This window comes from Streptomyces sp. NPDC053474 (assembly GCF_044544845.1).
Lineage (GTDB): Bacteria > Actinomycetota > Actinomycetes > Streptomycetales > Streptomycetaceae > Streptomyces.
Map to the genome: position 1 here is coordinate 84,422 of NZ_JBITXV010000022.1, position 14,525 is coordinate 98,946.

The 14,525-nt window shown below is 72.1% G+C and carries 13 protein-coding genes; 5 read left to right on the forward strand and 8 right to left on the reverse strand.

Features of this window, described 5'->3' with window-relative positions; translation table 11 throughout:
• Nucleotides 1–5 precede the first annotated feature (5 nt).
• From ACIG3E_RS36925 to ACIG3E_RS36950, 6 genes are all read right to left on the reverse strand, one after another.
• Nucleotides 6–1,376: a glycosyltransferase gene (locus ACIG3E_RS36925; protein WP_399624726.1), complete on the reverse strand. Its 1,371-nt coding sequence runs from the start codon at nucleotides 1,374–1,376 to the stop codon at nucleotides 6–8.
• A 34-nt stretch (nucleotides 1,377–1,410) separates the two neighbouring features.
• Nucleotides 1,411–2,187: an L-iditol 2-dehydrogenase gene (locus ACIG3E_RS36930; RefSeq protein WP_399624729.1), complete on the reverse strand. Its 777-nt coding sequence runs from the start codon at nucleotides 2,185–2,187 to the stop codon at nucleotides 1,411–1,413.
• Nucleotides 2,188–2,205: 18 nt separating this feature from the next.
• On the reverse strand, nucleotides 2,206–4,221 hold the full coding sequence (locus ACIG3E_RS36935; RefSeq protein WP_399624731.1) for an FAD/NAD(P)-binding protein: 2,016 nt from the start codon (nucleotides 4,219–4,221) through the stop codon (nucleotides 2,206–2,208).
• A gap of 190 nt (nucleotides 4,222–4,411) precedes the next feature.
• The gene (locus ACIG3E_RS36940; protein WP_399624733.1) at nucleotides 4,412–5,044 is read right to left on the reverse strand and encodes a LuxR C-terminal-related transcriptional regulator; all 633 of its coding nucleotides are present in this window, start codon (nucleotides 5,042–5,044) and stop codon (nucleotides 4,412–4,414) included.
• A 171-nt stretch (nucleotides 5,045–5,215) separates the two neighbouring features.
• Nucleotides 5,216–5,962, reverse strand: coding sequence for an FG-GAP repeat domain-containing protein (locus tag ACIG3E_RS36945; RefSeq protein ID WP_399624735.1), 747 nt, complete (start codon nucleotides 5,960–5,962; stop codon nucleotides 5,216–5,218).
• Nucleotides 5,963–6,282: 320 nt separating this feature from the next.
• Nucleotides 6,283–6,696: a MerR family transcriptional regulator gene (locus ACIG3E_RS36950; RefSeq protein WP_399624737.1), complete on the reverse strand. Its 414-nt coding sequence runs from the start codon at nucleotides 6,694–6,696 to the stop codon at nucleotides 6,283–6,285.
• A gap of 109 nt (nucleotides 6,697–6,805) precedes the next feature.
• On the opposite strand from ACIG3E_RS36950, the gene ACIG3E_RS36955 reads away from it, so the two are divergent.
• Nucleotides 6,806–7,729, forward strand: coding sequence for an LLM class flavin-dependent oxidoreductase (locus ACIG3E_RS36955; protein WP_399624739.1), 924 nt, complete (start codon nucleotides 6,806–6,808; stop codon nucleotides 7,727–7,729).
• A gap of 42 nt (nucleotides 7,730–7,771) precedes the next feature.
• Here the strand turns inward: ACIG3E_RS36955 and ACIG3E_RS36960 are convergent, their stop codons facing one another.
• Nucleotides 7,772–8,776, reverse strand: coding sequence for a YdcF family protein (locus ACIG3E_RS36960; protein ID WP_399624741.1), 1,005 nt, complete (start codon nucleotides 8,774–8,776; stop codon nucleotides 7,772–7,774).
• A 232-nt stretch (nucleotides 8,777–9,008) separates the two neighbouring features.
• On the opposite strand from ACIG3E_RS36960, the gene ACIG3E_RS36965 reads away from it, so the two are divergent.
• The 4 genes from ACIG3E_RS36965 (at nucleotide 9,009) to ACIG3E_RS36980 (ending at nucleotide 13,198) form a co-directional block, all read left to right on the forward strand.
• Nucleotides 9,009–10,487: an MFS transporter gene (locus ACIG3E_RS36965; RefSeq protein ID WP_399624743.1), complete on the forward strand. Its 1,479-nt coding sequence runs from the start codon at nucleotides 9,009–9,011 to the stop codon at nucleotides 10,485–10,487.
• 170 nt (nucleotides 10,488–10,657) lie between these two features.
• Nucleotides 10,658–11,692 carry a sulfotransferase gene (locus ACIG3E_RS36970; protein ID WP_399624745.1) on the forward strand — a complete coding sequence of 345 codons (1,035 nt, stop codon included), beginning with the start codon at nucleotides 10,658–10,660 and terminating at the stop codon, nucleotides 11,690–11,692.
• A gap of 126 nt (nucleotides 11,693–11,818) precedes the next feature.
• The gene (locus ACIG3E_RS36975; protein ID WP_399624746.1) at nucleotides 11,819–12,307 is read left to right on the forward strand and encodes a hypothetical protein; all 489 of its coding nucleotides are present in this window, start codon (nucleotides 11,819–11,821) and stop codon (nucleotides 12,305–12,307) included.
• Between the two features lie 90 nt (nucleotides 12,308–12,397).
• Nucleotides 12,398–13,198: a GNAT family N-acetyltransferase gene (locus ACIG3E_RS36980; protein WP_399624748.1), complete on the forward strand. Its 801-nt coding sequence runs from the start codon at nucleotides 12,398–12,400 to the stop codon at nucleotides 13,196–13,198.
• A gap of 25 nt (nucleotides 13,199–13,223) precedes the next feature.
• Here ACIG3E_RS36980 and ACIG3E_RS36985 read toward each other — a convergent pair whose 3' ends face one another.
• Entirely contained in the window at nucleotides 13,224–14,396 is a 1,173-nt protein-coding gene (locus ACIG3E_RS36985) for a serine hydrolase domain-containing protein (RefSeq protein ID WP_399624750.1), read from the reverse strand.
• Nucleotides 14,397–14,525 lie beyond the last annotated feature (129 nt).

Consider the following 14,525-nt stretch of genomic DNA (forward strand, 5'->3'; position numbering starts at 1 on the left):
CTCCTTCATGCTTCGGAGGTGTCCCACCAGCCCAAGGAGGCCGAGAGGCCGGTCGACATGCTCGTCGCGAAGTCGATGACGCTGCCCTTGACGATCCCGCCGCCGTCGTCCGCCGCGCGCAGCATGGCCTCCGCCATCTCCCGCGCCCGCAGCGGGGCGAAGCCGAACGTCTTGGGCTGGTCCCGCAGGAGGTGGCGCATCGGCGGGATGTCGTGCCACGCGATGCTCACGTCCTCGTGGCCGAACGCGAGGGCCTCGATGAGCGTGAGCGGCCCCGCCTCGAAGCGGGAGGCGAACACGCAGATCTCCAGCGCCGGGCTGGCCAGGATCCGGAAGGGCAGCAGCGGCTCGAAGTGCTCCACGAAGGTGTAGCTGCCCGGCGGCAGTTCCCGCAGCTGCGCGTGCAGCGACGCCACGTACTCCGAGGCCGCGACCTCCTGGGGCGCGAGCAGCACCAGATGCCAGTCCTCGGCGTCGTCGCGCTCGCTCAGGAAGGCGCCGAACGCGGGGATGACCACGTCGAAGCCCTTCTGCGGCACGCACCGGCCCCACGAGAAGACGAGCCGCTTGCCGCCCGGCACCGGACCCAGGTCGGCCGCCGTCGTGGGGTCCGAGAGTTCGCCGAACCGGCGCGAGCGGATGTAGACCGCGTTCTGGAACGGGACCAGGTCCTGCTCGCGCCGGTCGTACTCGGTGAGCAGCACATCGCGGTAGTAGGTGCCGACGAAGCCGATCCTGTCCCGGGTCGCGGTCCGCATCAGGGCGAAGCCCTCGTCCTCGTACGACGTCCTGTTGCGCGAGTTGGCGTCGAGGAAGACGCGGCCGAGGGTGTGCGTCATGTAGATCAGCTGCACGTTGGGCCAGGCCGCCAGATGGGACCTGAGCGTGGCGAACATCGTGCCGTGCGCGAGGACGGTCACCTGCTCGCGGCCCTCGGCGAGTCGGCGGATCTCCGCGGCCGCGTTGTGGCACATCGAGCGCCAGCGGTCGACGTCGTCGAGCGACCAGACGCTCTTGAGGGAGGAGTTGTCCTCCACGTCGAACCACCGGAAGTCGCCGCGGTACCTGGCGCAGGCGGTGGCGACGTCGGCCACGACGTCGCTCGCGTAGTCGTCGGACGCCGGGTCCAGACGCGGGCTCAGCGCGTGCAGCGACCAGGCGTCGTGCCGCAGCTCCGGGGTCGACGCCACGATCTCGTCGATCGCCTCGAAGAACCAGTGGACGACACAGCCGATGCCGCACTTGAGCGAGGACAGGCCGTCGATGGAGACGACGACGAGCGCGGCCTGCGGCACCTCCTCGGCGTCGCCGTGCGCCGGACCGCCTCCGGCCGGTGCCCCGATCGCGCTCGGCCCGTCGTGCGCCGGTACCGCCATAACCGCCTCCGTCTCCTACGGGCGCTCCCGCCCGTCAGCTCATCCAGTTGCCGCCGTCGACGTTGAGGGTCTGGGCGACGATGTAGTCCGCGTGCCGCGAGGCCAGGAACACCCCGGCACCCACGAGGTCGTCGGCCTGGCCGATGCGCCCGAAGGGCACGGCCGCGCCGACCAGCCGCTTCTTCTCACCGAGCGGCCTGTTCTCGTACTTGGCGAACAGCGCGTCGACGTTGTCCCAGGAGGTGTCGACCACGCCCGGCGAGATGCCGTTGACGTTGATGCCGTGCTGGATCAGGGCGAGGCCCGCGGACTGCGTGAGGCTGATGACCGCGGCCTTGCTCGCGCAGTACACCGCGACGAGCGGCTCGCCCCTGCGACCGGCCTGGGACGCGATGTTGATGATCTTGCCGCGCACGCCGCGGTCGACCATGTCCCTCGCGACCGCCTGGAGGGTGAAGAGCAGGCCCTTCACATTGATGGCGAAGACCCGGTCGTACTCGGCCTCGGTGATCTCCAGGAGCGGCTGCATGTCGAAGACGCCCGCGTTGTTGACGAGGACGTCGATCCTGCCGAAGCGGAGGGCCACCCGCTCCACCATGCCGCGCGCCGCCGCCGTGTCCGCGACGTCCCAGGCGAAGGCCGAGGCCCGCTCGCCGAGCTCCGCCGCGGTCTTCTCGGCCGCCACCGCGTCGACGTCCGCGACGGCGACGAACGCGCCTTCCTCGACGTACCGCTGCGCGATGGCCCGGCCGATGCCGCGGGCCGCGCCGGTGACCACCGCCACCTTGTCGTTGAGGACCTTGCTTTCCACGACACACCTCCATGGGTTTCAGCGGGCAGAAGGGGAGGCCCCGTCCGGGTGCTGCGGGCCGAAGCAGTAGTCCATGTCGCGCGGCCCCGGGGGCGCGCCGTCCTCGGCGGGCAGGCCGGTCAGCTCGACCGTGTCCAGGGCCGCCCGGGCGATCGTGTCCGCGTCGCGGAAGAACTCGCCCCAGGGCCCCGGCCGACCGATGCCGACCTGCATGAACCAGCGCGTGGACTCCGTCGGGATGCCGAGCACGTACATCCGGCGCTCCACCGAGCCGTCGGCCGCGATGGGGTGGTAGGGCGCGGTGGTGACGTCGACGCCGCCCGTGCGGAACGCCGGATCACCGGCGCACACGTGCGGGCGCCAGGCCCCCGTGTCCCGCTGCCTCTTGGCCAGCGGCCCCGGGTCCCTGTCGAGGTCGGGCTGCCGGACGCGGGCGTCGATGACGTCCGAGCAGAAGACGCTGTAGCCGTCGACCAGCGGCGAATGGCCGACGAAGCCGTCGTCGTGGGCCGTGAACCGGGCCTGGGGCCCGAGGACGTCGAGCAGACCGCTGCGCATCAGCGCGATGAGCTGGCAGGTCCGCACGGCGGAAGGGCCGGTCGAGAGGAAGGCGAGCATCGGACCCACGCACTCCACGAAGTCCTTGTGGGACGCGGCCGTGAGACCCCCGAAGTCCACGGCGGCCCGCACCGTCGGCCGTACGTCCCTGAGCACCTCCATGGCGGCCTTGAGGGCGCCGTCGACCTCGCCGCGCATCGCCTCGTCCACGTCGTGCGCGAGGAGCCGTCCGAGCTCGCCGCGGAACGCGGCCTGGTCGGCGAAGACCTGTCCCCTGAAGGGATGGGCGAGGCCCTCCAGGGACAGCACCTCGGCGCAGCCGAGGTCGGCCGCCGTCCGGCGGAGCCTGTGCATCACCTCGACGCCGGTGGCCGGAAGGCTCGCGAGCTGCCGCTCCAGGACGGCGAACGAGTCCGGGGCGAGGCGCCGCCGCCAGAAGGCGAGGTTCACCTCCGCCAGCAGCCAGGGCGCGACGTCCGCGCGGAAGTCGAGCGGTCCCGCCGCCCGGAGGCGGGCGATCAGCTCGGGCGTGAAGAGGCGGGGCGCGTACCGGAAGTCGAAGGGCCGCTGCGCGGCACCGCGCGTCGGGATGGGCAGCGCGCTGCGCGAACCGGCCACGATGAGATCGGGCTCGTCCCCGCTCGGTACGTACACGCAGTCACGGCCCCGCCCGACGAAGCGGCCGCCGCGGCCGACCGTCAGCATGGCGACGACGTCGTGGAAGGTGAGGCCGAGCCCGCGGATGCCGATCACGCTGCCCGGGAGCACGCCCAGGCGGCCGGTGCCGTCGAAGGCGCGTGCCGGTGCGCGGCGCCGCTGGCGTCCCGGCGCGGTCCGCTCCGCGCGGGCGGGGCGCTCGGGCTGCTCGCGGGGGTGGCCGCTGCAGACGGCGACCTGGTCGCAGGCGATCCTCCGGTCCCCGACGCGGAGTTCGAACCGGCCGTCGCGCTCGTCGATGCCGCTGACGAGGCCGGGGACGCGAACCAGGTGTACGTCGGGCGGCAGGTTCGTCTCCACGACGTCGAGGACGAAGCGCAGATAGCGGCCGTAGAGGCTGCGGGGCGCGTACGCGTCGGGCCCGGGGAAGCGGGCGTCCACGCGCTGCCACCACTGGGCGAACGTCGGCCCGGCGCCGGGGCGCCAGGCGCCGTCGTCGGCGGGGCCCGAGAACATGGTGACCTCGCCGCAGCGGTTGTTCATCGACAGCCACCGCGGCTGGCCCGAACGCCAGACCCGGCCGGAGCCGACCTCGTCCGCGTCGATGGCGTAGATCGTGAGGGGGCGCGCGGGCCGCTTGCCGAGCAGCCGCGCCCCAAGCCGTTCGAGGATGGAGATGCCCCGCGGGCCCGTGCCCACCACGGCGACCGCGTAGCCGTCCCCGAGGCCGGTCGGTGCGGGGTCCGGGCCTGCGGCCTGCGCCTGCTGGGCCGCGAGCGGTGCGGGACCGAGAGGCCGGTCGTACACCGGTACGCGCACGCTGACTCCAGGCACCGGAATCCCCCCTCAGGAAGTGAGCAGTCATCGGCCCGGTGGCGCGTTCAGCATTCTGGGCGGACTCGGGGGCGGGCAAGGAAGCCCGTTTCACCGTGGCAACTCGCCGAAGTCGTCACGCTCCGGCGAGGGCCCGGGGGCGGTCACCGCCCACGGGGTCCGGGGGCCCGGCCGGTCAGATGTAGCCCTCGCGGAGCGCGTAGGCCACCGCGTGCGCCCGGTTGCGCAGGTGCAGGCGCGTGGTGAGGCCGTGCATGACGTTCTTGACGGTGCGTTCGGAGTACGACAGCTTGAGGGCGATCTCCGCGGTGTCGAGGCCCTCGGCGACGAGCCGTACGACGTCCACCTCGCGCTGGGTGAGCCCGCGGAAGCCGCCGGACTGGTCGGCGCAGCCCCGGTGCAGGCGTCCCACCTGGCTGATGAGCCGTCCCAGCAGGTCAGCGGGTAAGTCGCCGCCGCCCTTGGCGGCGGTGAGCACGGCGTGCACGAGACGGCGGGCGGTGGCCTCGCGGCGCCAGACGACGGCGCCGACGCCGCACTCCAGGACGTCCAGGAGCTCGTGCTCGCGAACCGTGCCCACGACGAGCACGGCGCGCGCGCCCTCGCTGCGCATGGTGCGGCGCAGCCGGGAGAGCGCGGCCTCGTCGAGCACGTCCTCGATGAGCAGGGCGACCGTGGCGGGACCGGAGTCCTCGGACAGTTCGATCTCCGGGTAGCGGCGCAGCTGGCTGAGGACTCCCTCGCGGCTGATCGGATCGGGGGCGGTGACGGTGATCCGGACGCGGTTCGGCTTCGGTGCGGAGGTCACGGGGGCCGGGGACGAGGCGGACAAGCGGAATCCTCAATTCTGCGACGGCGACGGCGACGGCGACGACGGCGGCTGCGGCTGCGGCGGTGCGCGCCTCGCGGCCGGGGACCGCGCACGGCCGCGGGGCCGGGCGCCGCCGGTGCCCGGAGGCCCGGCGGCGCCCCGCGGAGGTCAGGAGCAGGGCTTGTAGAAGTGCTTCCAGCCGCTGGTGGGCATGGACGGCGGCTCGGCCGGGGTGCCCCAGGCGCCGTACCGCTGCTCGTGCTCGGAGTTGTACGTGCCCGGGCCGCTGCTCGCCTTCGACAGGCGGACGTTGCGCTCCCAGACCCCGTCACCGGCGTTGCTGAGGATCGCGAGGTCCGGGTAGGCGTCGCCGCCGTAGTTGGCGACCCGGAGCTGCTTGGCCTCGCGGGAGTCGCCGATGTCCAGGTGCCGGGTGCGGGTGGAGCTCAGGTTCGACCGCTTGAGCGGCCCGGGACGGTAGTCCGCGACGCGGGCCGTCGCGGGGTCGTCCACGCCGGACGGCTTGACGATGTTGACGACGATGTCCAGCTTGCCGTCGTTCTGGAAGTCGGCGACAGCGGCGGTCGCGACCTCTCCGGTGCGCGCGCCGACGAGCTTGCTGACGTTCTGCTTGCTGCCGAACGTGCCGTCGGCCTTGCCCCACTGGATGGTCATCTTGGTGCCGGTGTGGCCGGGGTTGCTGATCTTGTCCGCCCGGCCGTCGCCGTCGAGGTCGCCGAGCAGCGTCGTGGTGCCGGACAGGCACGCGGCCGCCGCCCGAGCGGCCGCGCCCGACCGGTCCGCGTCGCCCGAACCCGACGACCCGGCCGCGCTGGCCTGGTAACCGGCGACCGTCAGGGTCAGGGCGACAGCCGCGACCGGCGCGGCGATCAGACGTGAGCGCTTGCGAAACATCTACGAACTCCTCAAGTCATTGCTGCTCTGTCGTGCTCCCGAACCGGGCTTCGCCCCGCGTCCCGTGCGGTGGGGAAGCCCGACGCCGGACGCAGGGTCCCGTCCGATGAGCACCTTTCGAGCATGTGCGCTTACCCGCCTCGACCGCTAGGAATGCCCGGGAGTTGGGGACACTGGAACGCCAAAACAGCACCTGACCAGGGGAAACGCTAGTCGCCTGGAATGCGGCCGTGGGACGCTCCGCACCGCGCGAAGGACAGCGGAAGGGCGGTTTCCACAGCTCGCCGCAGCTCAGGCAACCAGCCCTGCCACGAGGCGCTCTAACTCTGTTTGAGGGGAGCGTCCACCGGCAGCGGCACCAGGGCGCGGAAGCCCTCGCAGCGCTCCAGCGCGTCCTCGCGGGAGCACGTCAGCAGGCCGCGCAGATAGGCGCGGGCGGTGTCGAGCTGGGCCATCTCGGCCTCGATGGCGGCCAACCGGGCGGTGACCGTATCCCGCCAGTCGGGAGCCTCCGCGTGCGCGGCGAGGACCGCGGCGATCTCGTCCAGGGACATCCGACCCGTGCTCCGCCACAGCCGGATGAGCGCGATCCGGTAGAGCTGATCGGCGCTGTAGTAGCGCTGCCCGGAGCGCCGGTGGGGCGCGAGGAGCCCGCGGCGCTCCCAGTAGTGCAGCGTGGACACGGGCAGGTCGAAGTGGTCGGCGACGCGCCGGATCGAGGCCAGGTCGTTCATCGCGCCAGTTGAACTCAACCCCGGTTGAGCGGGCAAGGTCGCCTGACCGAACGCCGGAGGCCGCCGCTCCCGTTGACGGCCGCGGCCGCCCTCACGAATGAGGATCGTTATGTCGATAAATCTTGGAGTCTGCCTTCCGACCTTCGCGGCGCGTGGCGAAGGGAGCCTCCGGGAGATCCCCGCGCTGGCCCGCCACGCCGAGCAGGTCGGCCTGGACACGGTGTGGGCGGGCGACCGCCTGTGCGCGCGTACGCCGTTCCTGGAGAGCGTGGTCGCGCTGAGCGCGGCCGCCGCGGTCACCGCGCGCGTGCGCATCGGCTTCGCCGTCATGCTCCTGGCGCTGCGGCAGCAGGCCTGGGCGGCCAAGCAGCTCTCGTCCCTGCAGTATCTGTCCGGCAACCGCGTGGTCCTGGGCGTCGGCGCGGGCGTCCACCCCGAGGACTGGCCCCTCGGCGGGGTCCCGTTCGCCGGGCGTGGCCGCAGGACCGACGCGGTGCTGCGGGCGCTGCCCGAGCTGTTCGCGGGCAGGGCGACGGCCTTGCTGACCGAGCCGGACGGGCCGGTGCTGACGCTGGAGCCCGCTGTTCCCGCGCCACCGGTGTGGGTGGGCGGCATGTCCGACCGCGCGCTGCGGCGCGCCCTGGACCACGGCGTCGGATGGCTCGCGTCGCTGCTCGAACCCGTCCAGCTGGGCGAGCGGGTCGGGAAGCTGGCCGGTCTTGCGGCCGCAGCGGGCACGCGGGCACCCGAGGTCGGCACCACGGTCTTCGCCGCCCTGAGCACCGACCCCGAGGAGAACCGGCAGGGGAACCGGCGCCTGGTCCGCCATCTGCGCTCGCTCACCGGGGAAGAGGGGCTGTCCGAGCGGCAGGCGGCCCGCCTGGTCGTCAGCGGCCCTCCCGAGCTGCTGGCCGAGCGGCTCGACCAGTACCGCCGGGAGGGCGCGAGCACCTTCGTCGTCAATCTGTCCGGCGGGGGCCTGCGGCGGCAGTACGACCTGCTCGCCCGCACCCGAGAACTCCTGCTGTGCTGAGTACGCGCGTCCCGACGGCGGAAGGACCCGGCGCGGCGGACGTCAGCGAGTCGCCCACACGAGCACGCCCCCGACGACGAACAGCAGCAGGACGGCGGCGTTGGTCCGTCTGTAGGCGGCGAGCAGGGCGGTGAACTCGCGGATGGTCGCGTTCGGCCAGAAGTACGTGGCGGTGGGCGAGCCCACCACCTGCCCCCGGATCCCCATCCGCCGCGCGGTGAGGGCGGCGCGGAAGGCGTGGTAGTTGTTCGTGACGATGACGCAGCGGTAGTCGGGGTTCGCCTTCTCCATGATCGCCTTGCTGAACCGCAGGTTCTCCTCCGTGGTCGTCGACCTGTCCTCCCGCTGGATCAGGTCCTCGGGGAAGCCCCGGTCCGTCAGATAGGCGGCCATGGCGTGGGACTCCGGCAGGTCCTCGTCGGGCCCCTGCCCGCCCGAGGTGATCACGACGGGGGAGTTGCCGCGCCGGGTGAGCCGCGCGTGCACCTCCCGGGCCCGGTCGAGACGGCTCGCGAGCAAGGGCGGAACGGTGGACCCGCCGATCAGGCCCGAGCCGAGCACGACCACGTAGTCGGCCCTGCGGCGGACGTAGAGGCGGCCGTAGAGGAACGAGTAGCCGACGAAGCACAGAAACAGGAACGAGAGGTAGCAGGTCAGGCCGAGGGCCGTCGCGCCCAAGCCGAGCAGCAGCGGCGTCCCCGCCACCGCCGCCGTGATCAGCAGGGCGATGACCGCGAGCACCGACACCGCGGCCATCAGCGAGAACAGGTTGGTGAGGCTGCGGCCCTCCTTGCGCACCATCTGCAGACCGTTGAGGAACAGCAGACCCGTGAGCAACAGGATGCCGAGGGCCCCGACCGCGAGGAACGCCCCGGCGACGAGCGTCCCCGAGGCCGAACCGGACCTGATCAGCTCCGCGACCCACGCGACGAGGGCACTGAGCGCGGTGAGGCCCAGAAGCACCGCGTTGCTGAACTTCCGGCGCTCACGCAGCACCCGCCAACAGAAGACCAGGAAGAGCAGCACCGCCGGCGCGTAAACCCACACCCGCACAGCGTAGGCGGCCCGGCGCGAGCCGACGGCCGGTCCCGCACCACACCGCCGCCGAGGGCCCGAGAGGGCGGGGCGGATGTCGTAGGTTGCCGCCTTTGTCCGTCGTACGGTCTCCGCGGACGTGTGCACGAAGGCGCAGCGGGAACGCGGTGCTGCGCGACGGACGGGGCGCGGCCCGGAGCCACCGGACAGGAGGTTCCCGGCCGCGCGGACGAAGGAGGCGGCGATGGCGACGGACGACCCGGTGGACGCGCGGGCCGGCACGATCACGACGGCCGTACCCGCGCGCCTCGACCGGCTGCCGTGGTCGCGCTGGCACTGGACGGTCGTCATCGGGCTCGGCACCGTGTGGATCCTGGACGGCCTTGAGGTGACGGTCGTCGGCAGCATCGCGAGCCGCCTGTCCGAGGAGGGCAGCGGACTGCCCGTCAGCGCGGCGCAGGTGACGGGCATCGCCGCGGCCCTGTACGTGGCGGGCGCCTGCTCGGGCGCGCTGTTCTTCGGCTGGCTCACCGACCGCTACGGCCGCAAGAAGCTCTTCCTGATCACCCTCGCCGTCTATCTGGCGGCGACCGCGCTGACCGCCGTGTCCTTCTCCAGCTGGTGGTTCTTCGCCTTCCGCTTCCTCACCGGCTTCGGCATCGGAGGCGAGTACGCGGCCATCAACTCCGCCGTCGACGAGCTCATCCCCTCCCGCTACCGGGGCCGCGTCGACCTCGTCATCAACGGCAGCTTCTGGCTGGGCGCGGTGGGCGGCGCCCTCCTCTCGGTCCTCGCCCTCGACACCGACCTCCTCGCGATGAACGTCGGCTGGCGGCTGACGTTCGCCCTCGGCGTCGTCCTCGGCCTCGTGATCCTGCTGGTGCGGCGGAACGTGCCGGAGAGTCCGCGCTGGCTGTTCCTGCACGGCCGCGGCGAGGAAGCGGAGGAACTGGTCACCGACATCGAGGAACGGATCACGGCCGAGAAGGGCCGCCCGCTCCCCGCACCCGAAGGCGAGATCACCGTCCATCCGCGCGCGGGCATCGGCTTCGGCGTCATCGCCCGCACGGTCCTGTCCACCTACCGCAAGCGCGCCGCCCTCGGCTTCTCGCTCTTCATCGGCCAGGCCTTCCTCTACAACGCGATCACCTTCGGATTCGGCGCGATCCTCACCACGTTCTACGACGTGCCGAGCGGCTCGACGGGCTACTACTTCGCCGTGATGGCGGTCGGCAACTTCCTCGGGCCGCTGCTCCTGGGCCGCCTCTTCGACACGCTCGGCCGCCGCATCATGATCTCCGGTACGTACGTGCTCTCCGGGCTGCTGCTCTTCGGCACCGCCTGGCTCTTCGACGGCGGGCACCTCACCGCGAAGACCCTCACGGCCTGCTGGTGCGTGGTCCTCTTCTTCGCCTCCGCCGGAGCCAGTTCGGCCTACTTGACCGTGAGCGAGATCTTCCCGATGGAGACCCGCGCCATGGCCATCGCCTTCTTCTACGCCATCGGCACGGCGGCGGGCGGCATCAGCGGCCCCCTGCTCTTCTCGAAGCTGACCGAGACGGGCGTCATCGCGGACACGGCCCTCGCCTTCCGGATCGGCGCCGCCCTGATGACCCTGGCAGGCCTGACGGCCGCGGCCCTGGCCGTCAACGCCGAACGCCGCTCCCTGGAGGACATCGCGGCCCCCCTGTCGACCACGGCCCCTACGGGGGCGCGGAGCTGATCCCCTCCCGCGCCCCGACGGCCGGGACGGCCGGAGTGGGCGAGGGCGGGGCGGGGGAGGACCACTAGCGGGTGGCGGGTGGTGTCGGTCCGGCGGGCTGTGCCGCCGTCCGTAGGCAACGGGTCCGTCGCCCGCAGTCGTCCATAGCCCCCAGCCCCCGGAGAGTGACCGTGCGCACCCTGAGCTTCGTCATCGGTACCGGCCGCAGCGGTTCGACCGCGCTGTCCCGCATTCTGAACGCGCACCCGGACGTCCTCAGCCTCAACGAGTTCACGGCGTCCGTGGGCGACGTGGCCTTCCCTGAGGGGAAAGTGACGGGTGAGGAGTTCTGGCAGGCGCTGTTCCGGCCCGCCCCGCACTTCGAGCGGATGATCCGCAGCGGGGTGCCGCTGCCGGAGTTCCTCTACACGCGCCGCCCCGGACGGTACGCGTCGGAGACCACCGGCATCCCCGCGCTGTCCCTCATGGTCCTGCCCCACCTCAGCGACGACCCGGACGGGCTCCTCGACGAGCTCGGCGCGGCCGTGGCCCCCTGGCCCGAGCGCACCGCCGCCGAACACCACGAGGCGCTGTTCGACCTGCTCTGCGCGCGGTTCGGACGCACCGCCGTCGTGGAGCGCTCCGGCTACTCGACCGGCCGGGCACCCGTGCTGCGGGCCGCCTTCCCGCAGGCGCGGTTCGTGCACATGTTCCGCGAAGGGCCGGACTGCGCCCTGTCCATGAGCCGCCACACCGGATACCGCGCGATCTCCCTGCTGCGCGAGATCAAGGCGAGGGCGGGCGTCGACGACCTCGCCGACCTGACCGAGGCACACGTACGGGCGCTGCCCGAGGACCTCGCGCCGCTGCTCGGGGACCGCTTCGAGGCCGCTCTCGTACGCGAGAGGCACATCCCCCTGCGGACGTTCGGCAGCCTGTGGTCGGAACTCGTCACCGAGGGGGCGGAGTTCCTGGAGACCCTCCCCGCCGAGCAGCGGGCCACGCTCGCCTACGAGGACCTCCTCGACGCGCCCCGCGAAGAGCTGACCCGCCTGGCCGCGTTCGTCGGCGTCGTACCGCTCCCGCAGTGGCTGGACGGCGCCTGCGCGCTGCTCGACCCCGGTCGGCGCGGCTCCGCCCGGACGCTGACGGACGCGGAGTTCGCCGAGCTGAGGGAGAGCTGCGCCGCGGGCACCCGCGTCCTGGCGGGGCACCGAGGCCGGTGAGCGAGACGCGCGATCGCCTTTTGCAGGGCGGTTCTCGGACAGCGGCGGAAGATCCCGTTGCCCCGCCCACGCCCCCGTGTGACGGTCGGCTGGCACGTTCAGCGGATCGAAGCGAAGGAGCAAGACATGAGCATGCAGCGGACCCGTCTGGTACCCGCCGTCGCGGCCCTGGTCGTCGGCGGCCTGCTGGCCACCGGCACGGCCTCGGTCGCGAGCGCGGCGGACACGACGGCGGCGCACGGCGCCACGACGGCACAGGGTTCGGCGACGGAACAGCGCGTCCTGCTCGGCTCCCTGCCGCCCGAGGAGCAGGAGCAGCTGCGCCAGATCGCCGCAGCGATCTGGCCCGACCAGGCCGCGGGCTGGGACATGAACACCGACGTGGCCGACGTGCTGTCCCAGGCCACCGGTGAGATCCTGCGCTGTTCCGAGGCGTTCGCGCTCGTGCCCAGACCCCCGGCGTTCCTGCCGGGGCTCAGCTACCTGCGCAACTACTGGAAGCAGCTGCGCGACTATTTCCTCGTCGTCAAGGAGAACCGCACCTACCGCATCTGCGTCGTGAACGTGGCCCGGAACTACCGGACCGCGATGGAGATGGCCTCCATGGGCATCTGATCCAGCGTCTTTCGGAGCTCGTCGGCTCCGTCGATCCTCTCGATACTTTGTCAGCGCCACCGCACAACGCCACTACACAAGGGGTCACTGATGACGGATCGTACGGAGTCGGTCGAATCGATGGAGCAGCTCGCCACGGTGTGGCGCGCCATGGTGCTCGACCGCGACGCGGGCGCCGATGTGCGGGACCTCCCGGGCATCGCCGTCCGCTGGGCCGACAGCCGGTTCGCCTTCTGGAACTGCGTCACGCTGACCGAGGTCGACGCGGACTCCGCGCTCGTCGAGCAACGCCTGAGCCAGGCGGCGGACATCATGCGCGCGAAGGAGCGCCCCGGATTCCTGTGGCTCTTCGAGGACCTGCTCGGGGACGAGGCGCGCGCGGGCGTGCGAACGGCCGCCGAGAGGGCGGGACTTGAGTACGCCTTCCCCGGCACCGGCATGGCCGGGGACTTCCTGCCCGTCCCGGACCCCTCCCACCCCGAGCTGACGTTCGTCCGCGTGACCACGGACGAACAACTGGAGGCGTACGCGGATCTGAACTCGCGCGCCTACGGGTTCCCGCTGGAGGACGGCCGCGCCGGGCTCGTGGGCTCCGCGCTGTGGAAGAGCGAGGTGTACGCCTACCTGGGCGTCCGGGACGGCGTACCGGTGACGTGCGCCGCGACGGTGGCGGCGGAGGGGCGGCTGTTCGTCGTGCTCGTCGCCACGGACCCCGCGTGGGAGCGCCGGGGCTACGGCGAGGCGGTGACGCGGAAGGCCCTGCACGAGGGCGCCCGCGCCACCAGCCTCACCCGGGCCACCCTGCACGCGACGGCGGCGGGGGCGCCCGTCTACCCCCGCATCGGCTTCAGGCCGAACTCGCCGATCCACTTCTACGGCGTGCAGGGCTGACCTCGGGTCCGCCCCGTCCGCGCACTCAGCCCTGGGCGCAGAACTCCGCTTCGAAGACGTCCTCGTAGGGCTTGCCGTCCTCAAGCCAGTCGCCGTTGAGGTGGAAGGTCAGGGTGTGCTTGCCGTCGGCCGTCGTCGCCGTGCTGGTCAGGGAGCCCCAGACGATGCCGTCGTGGCCGTAGACCTTCACACCGCACGACAGGGTGCGGACGATCAGCCCGGCGCCGTAGTCGAAGAAGGTGCCCGTCTTGACCGTGTCCAGGAGCTCGCGCTGCTGGGCGGTCGGCAGCAGCTCACCCTTGAGCAGCGCGCTGTAGTAGCGGTTGAGGTCACCCGTGGTGCTGATGATCTCGCCGGTCGCGCCGGACCACGCCGGGTTGTACTCCGTCGCGTCGTAGATCTCGGGCCCGGGGTTCGCCGCGTACAGCTTGGAGTACCCGACCGCGTACGGGGCGGGCATCTTCGGGTCGGTGCCGGGGAAGGTCGTCTCGCGCAGCTTCAGGCGCTTGACGATGCGCCGCTCGGCCTCGTGCGCGTAGGTGTTGCCGGTGACCTTCTCGATGACCATGCCCGCGAGCACGAAGTTGGTGTTGGAGTAGTTCCAGCTGGTGCCGGGCTCGAAGTCGGGCTTGTACTTGAGCGCGAGACCAACGATCCGCTGCGGCGTCCAGGCCTCGTAGCGGTGGGCGAGGAAGCCGGGGCCGTTCATGTACTCCCGCCACTCGGGCGTGGACACCATGTCGTGCACGCCGCTGGTGTGGTTGAGGAGTTGACGCACCGTCACCTTGGTGCCGTCGTAGCCGTTGCCCTTGAGGACGCCCGGCAGCCAGCGCTCGACGGAGTCGTCCAGGCTCAGCTTGCCCTCGGCCTCCAGCTGGAGCAGGACCACGGAGATGAAGGACTTGGTGTTGCTGCCCGCCCGCAGGTGGTCCGCGGGGGTGCGCTTGCGCTTGGTCGCGGTGTCGGCGTAACCGGCGGACCCGAACCACTTGCCGCGCGGCCCGCTCACCTCGGCGGCCACGCCCGGCATCCCCGCCCGCTCAAGCGCGTTGAGGGCCTGCTGGGTCGCGTCGTGCCGACCCGCCTCCTCGGCCGCGCTCCCGGTGCCGGTGGCACAGCTGAAGGCCATGGCCGCGCCGATCGCCACGGCCACACCCCGCAGAACCGCCCGCTTCTTCCGCGTCGCACGCTTGGACATCTGTATTCCCCCAGGGCCAACGAAGATCATTTGACGGTGGAAGTGTACGGGGGTGCGACGACGGTCGGGTGGCTGCGGGGGGCCGTGGGCCCGCGGCCCCCGGCGTACGGTGCTGAACCTCGCCTACGC

Bases quoted from the DNA above. Each gene is read 5' to 3' on its own strand.
- ACIG3E_RS36925 (WP_399624726.1), bottom strand. From the start codon at position 1,376: ATGGCGGTACCGGCGCACGACGGGCCGAGCGCGATCGGGGCACCGGCC.
- ACIG3E_RS36945 (WP_399624735.1), bottom strand. From the start codon at position 5,962: ATGTTTCGCAAGCGCTCACGTCTGATCGCCGCGCCGGTCGCGGCTGTC.
- ACIG3E_RS36950 (WP_399624737.1), bottom strand. From the start codon at position 6,696: ATGAACGACCTGGCCTCGATCCGGCGCGTCGCCGACCACTTCGACCTG.
- ACIG3E_RS36955 (WP_399624739.1), top strand. From the start codon at position 6,806: ATGTCGATAAATCTTGGAGTCTGCCTTCCGACCTTCGCGGCGCGTGGC.
- ACIG3E_RS36965 (WP_399624743.1), top strand. From the start codon at position 9,009: ATGGCGACGGACGACCCGGTGGACGCGCGGGCCGGCACGATCACGACG.
- ACIG3E_RS36975 (WP_399624746.1), top strand. From the start codon at position 11,819: ATGAGCATGCAGCGGACCCGTCTGGTACCCGCCGTCGCGGCCCTGGTC.
- ACIG3E_RS36980 (WP_399624748.1), top strand. From the start codon at position 12,398: ATGACGGATCGTACGGAGTCGGTCGAATCGATGGAGCAGCTCGCCACG.
- ACIG3E_RS36985 (WP_399624750.1), bottom strand. From the start codon at position 14,396: ATGTCCAAGCGTGCGACGCGGAAGAAGCGGGCGGTTCTGCGGGGTGTG.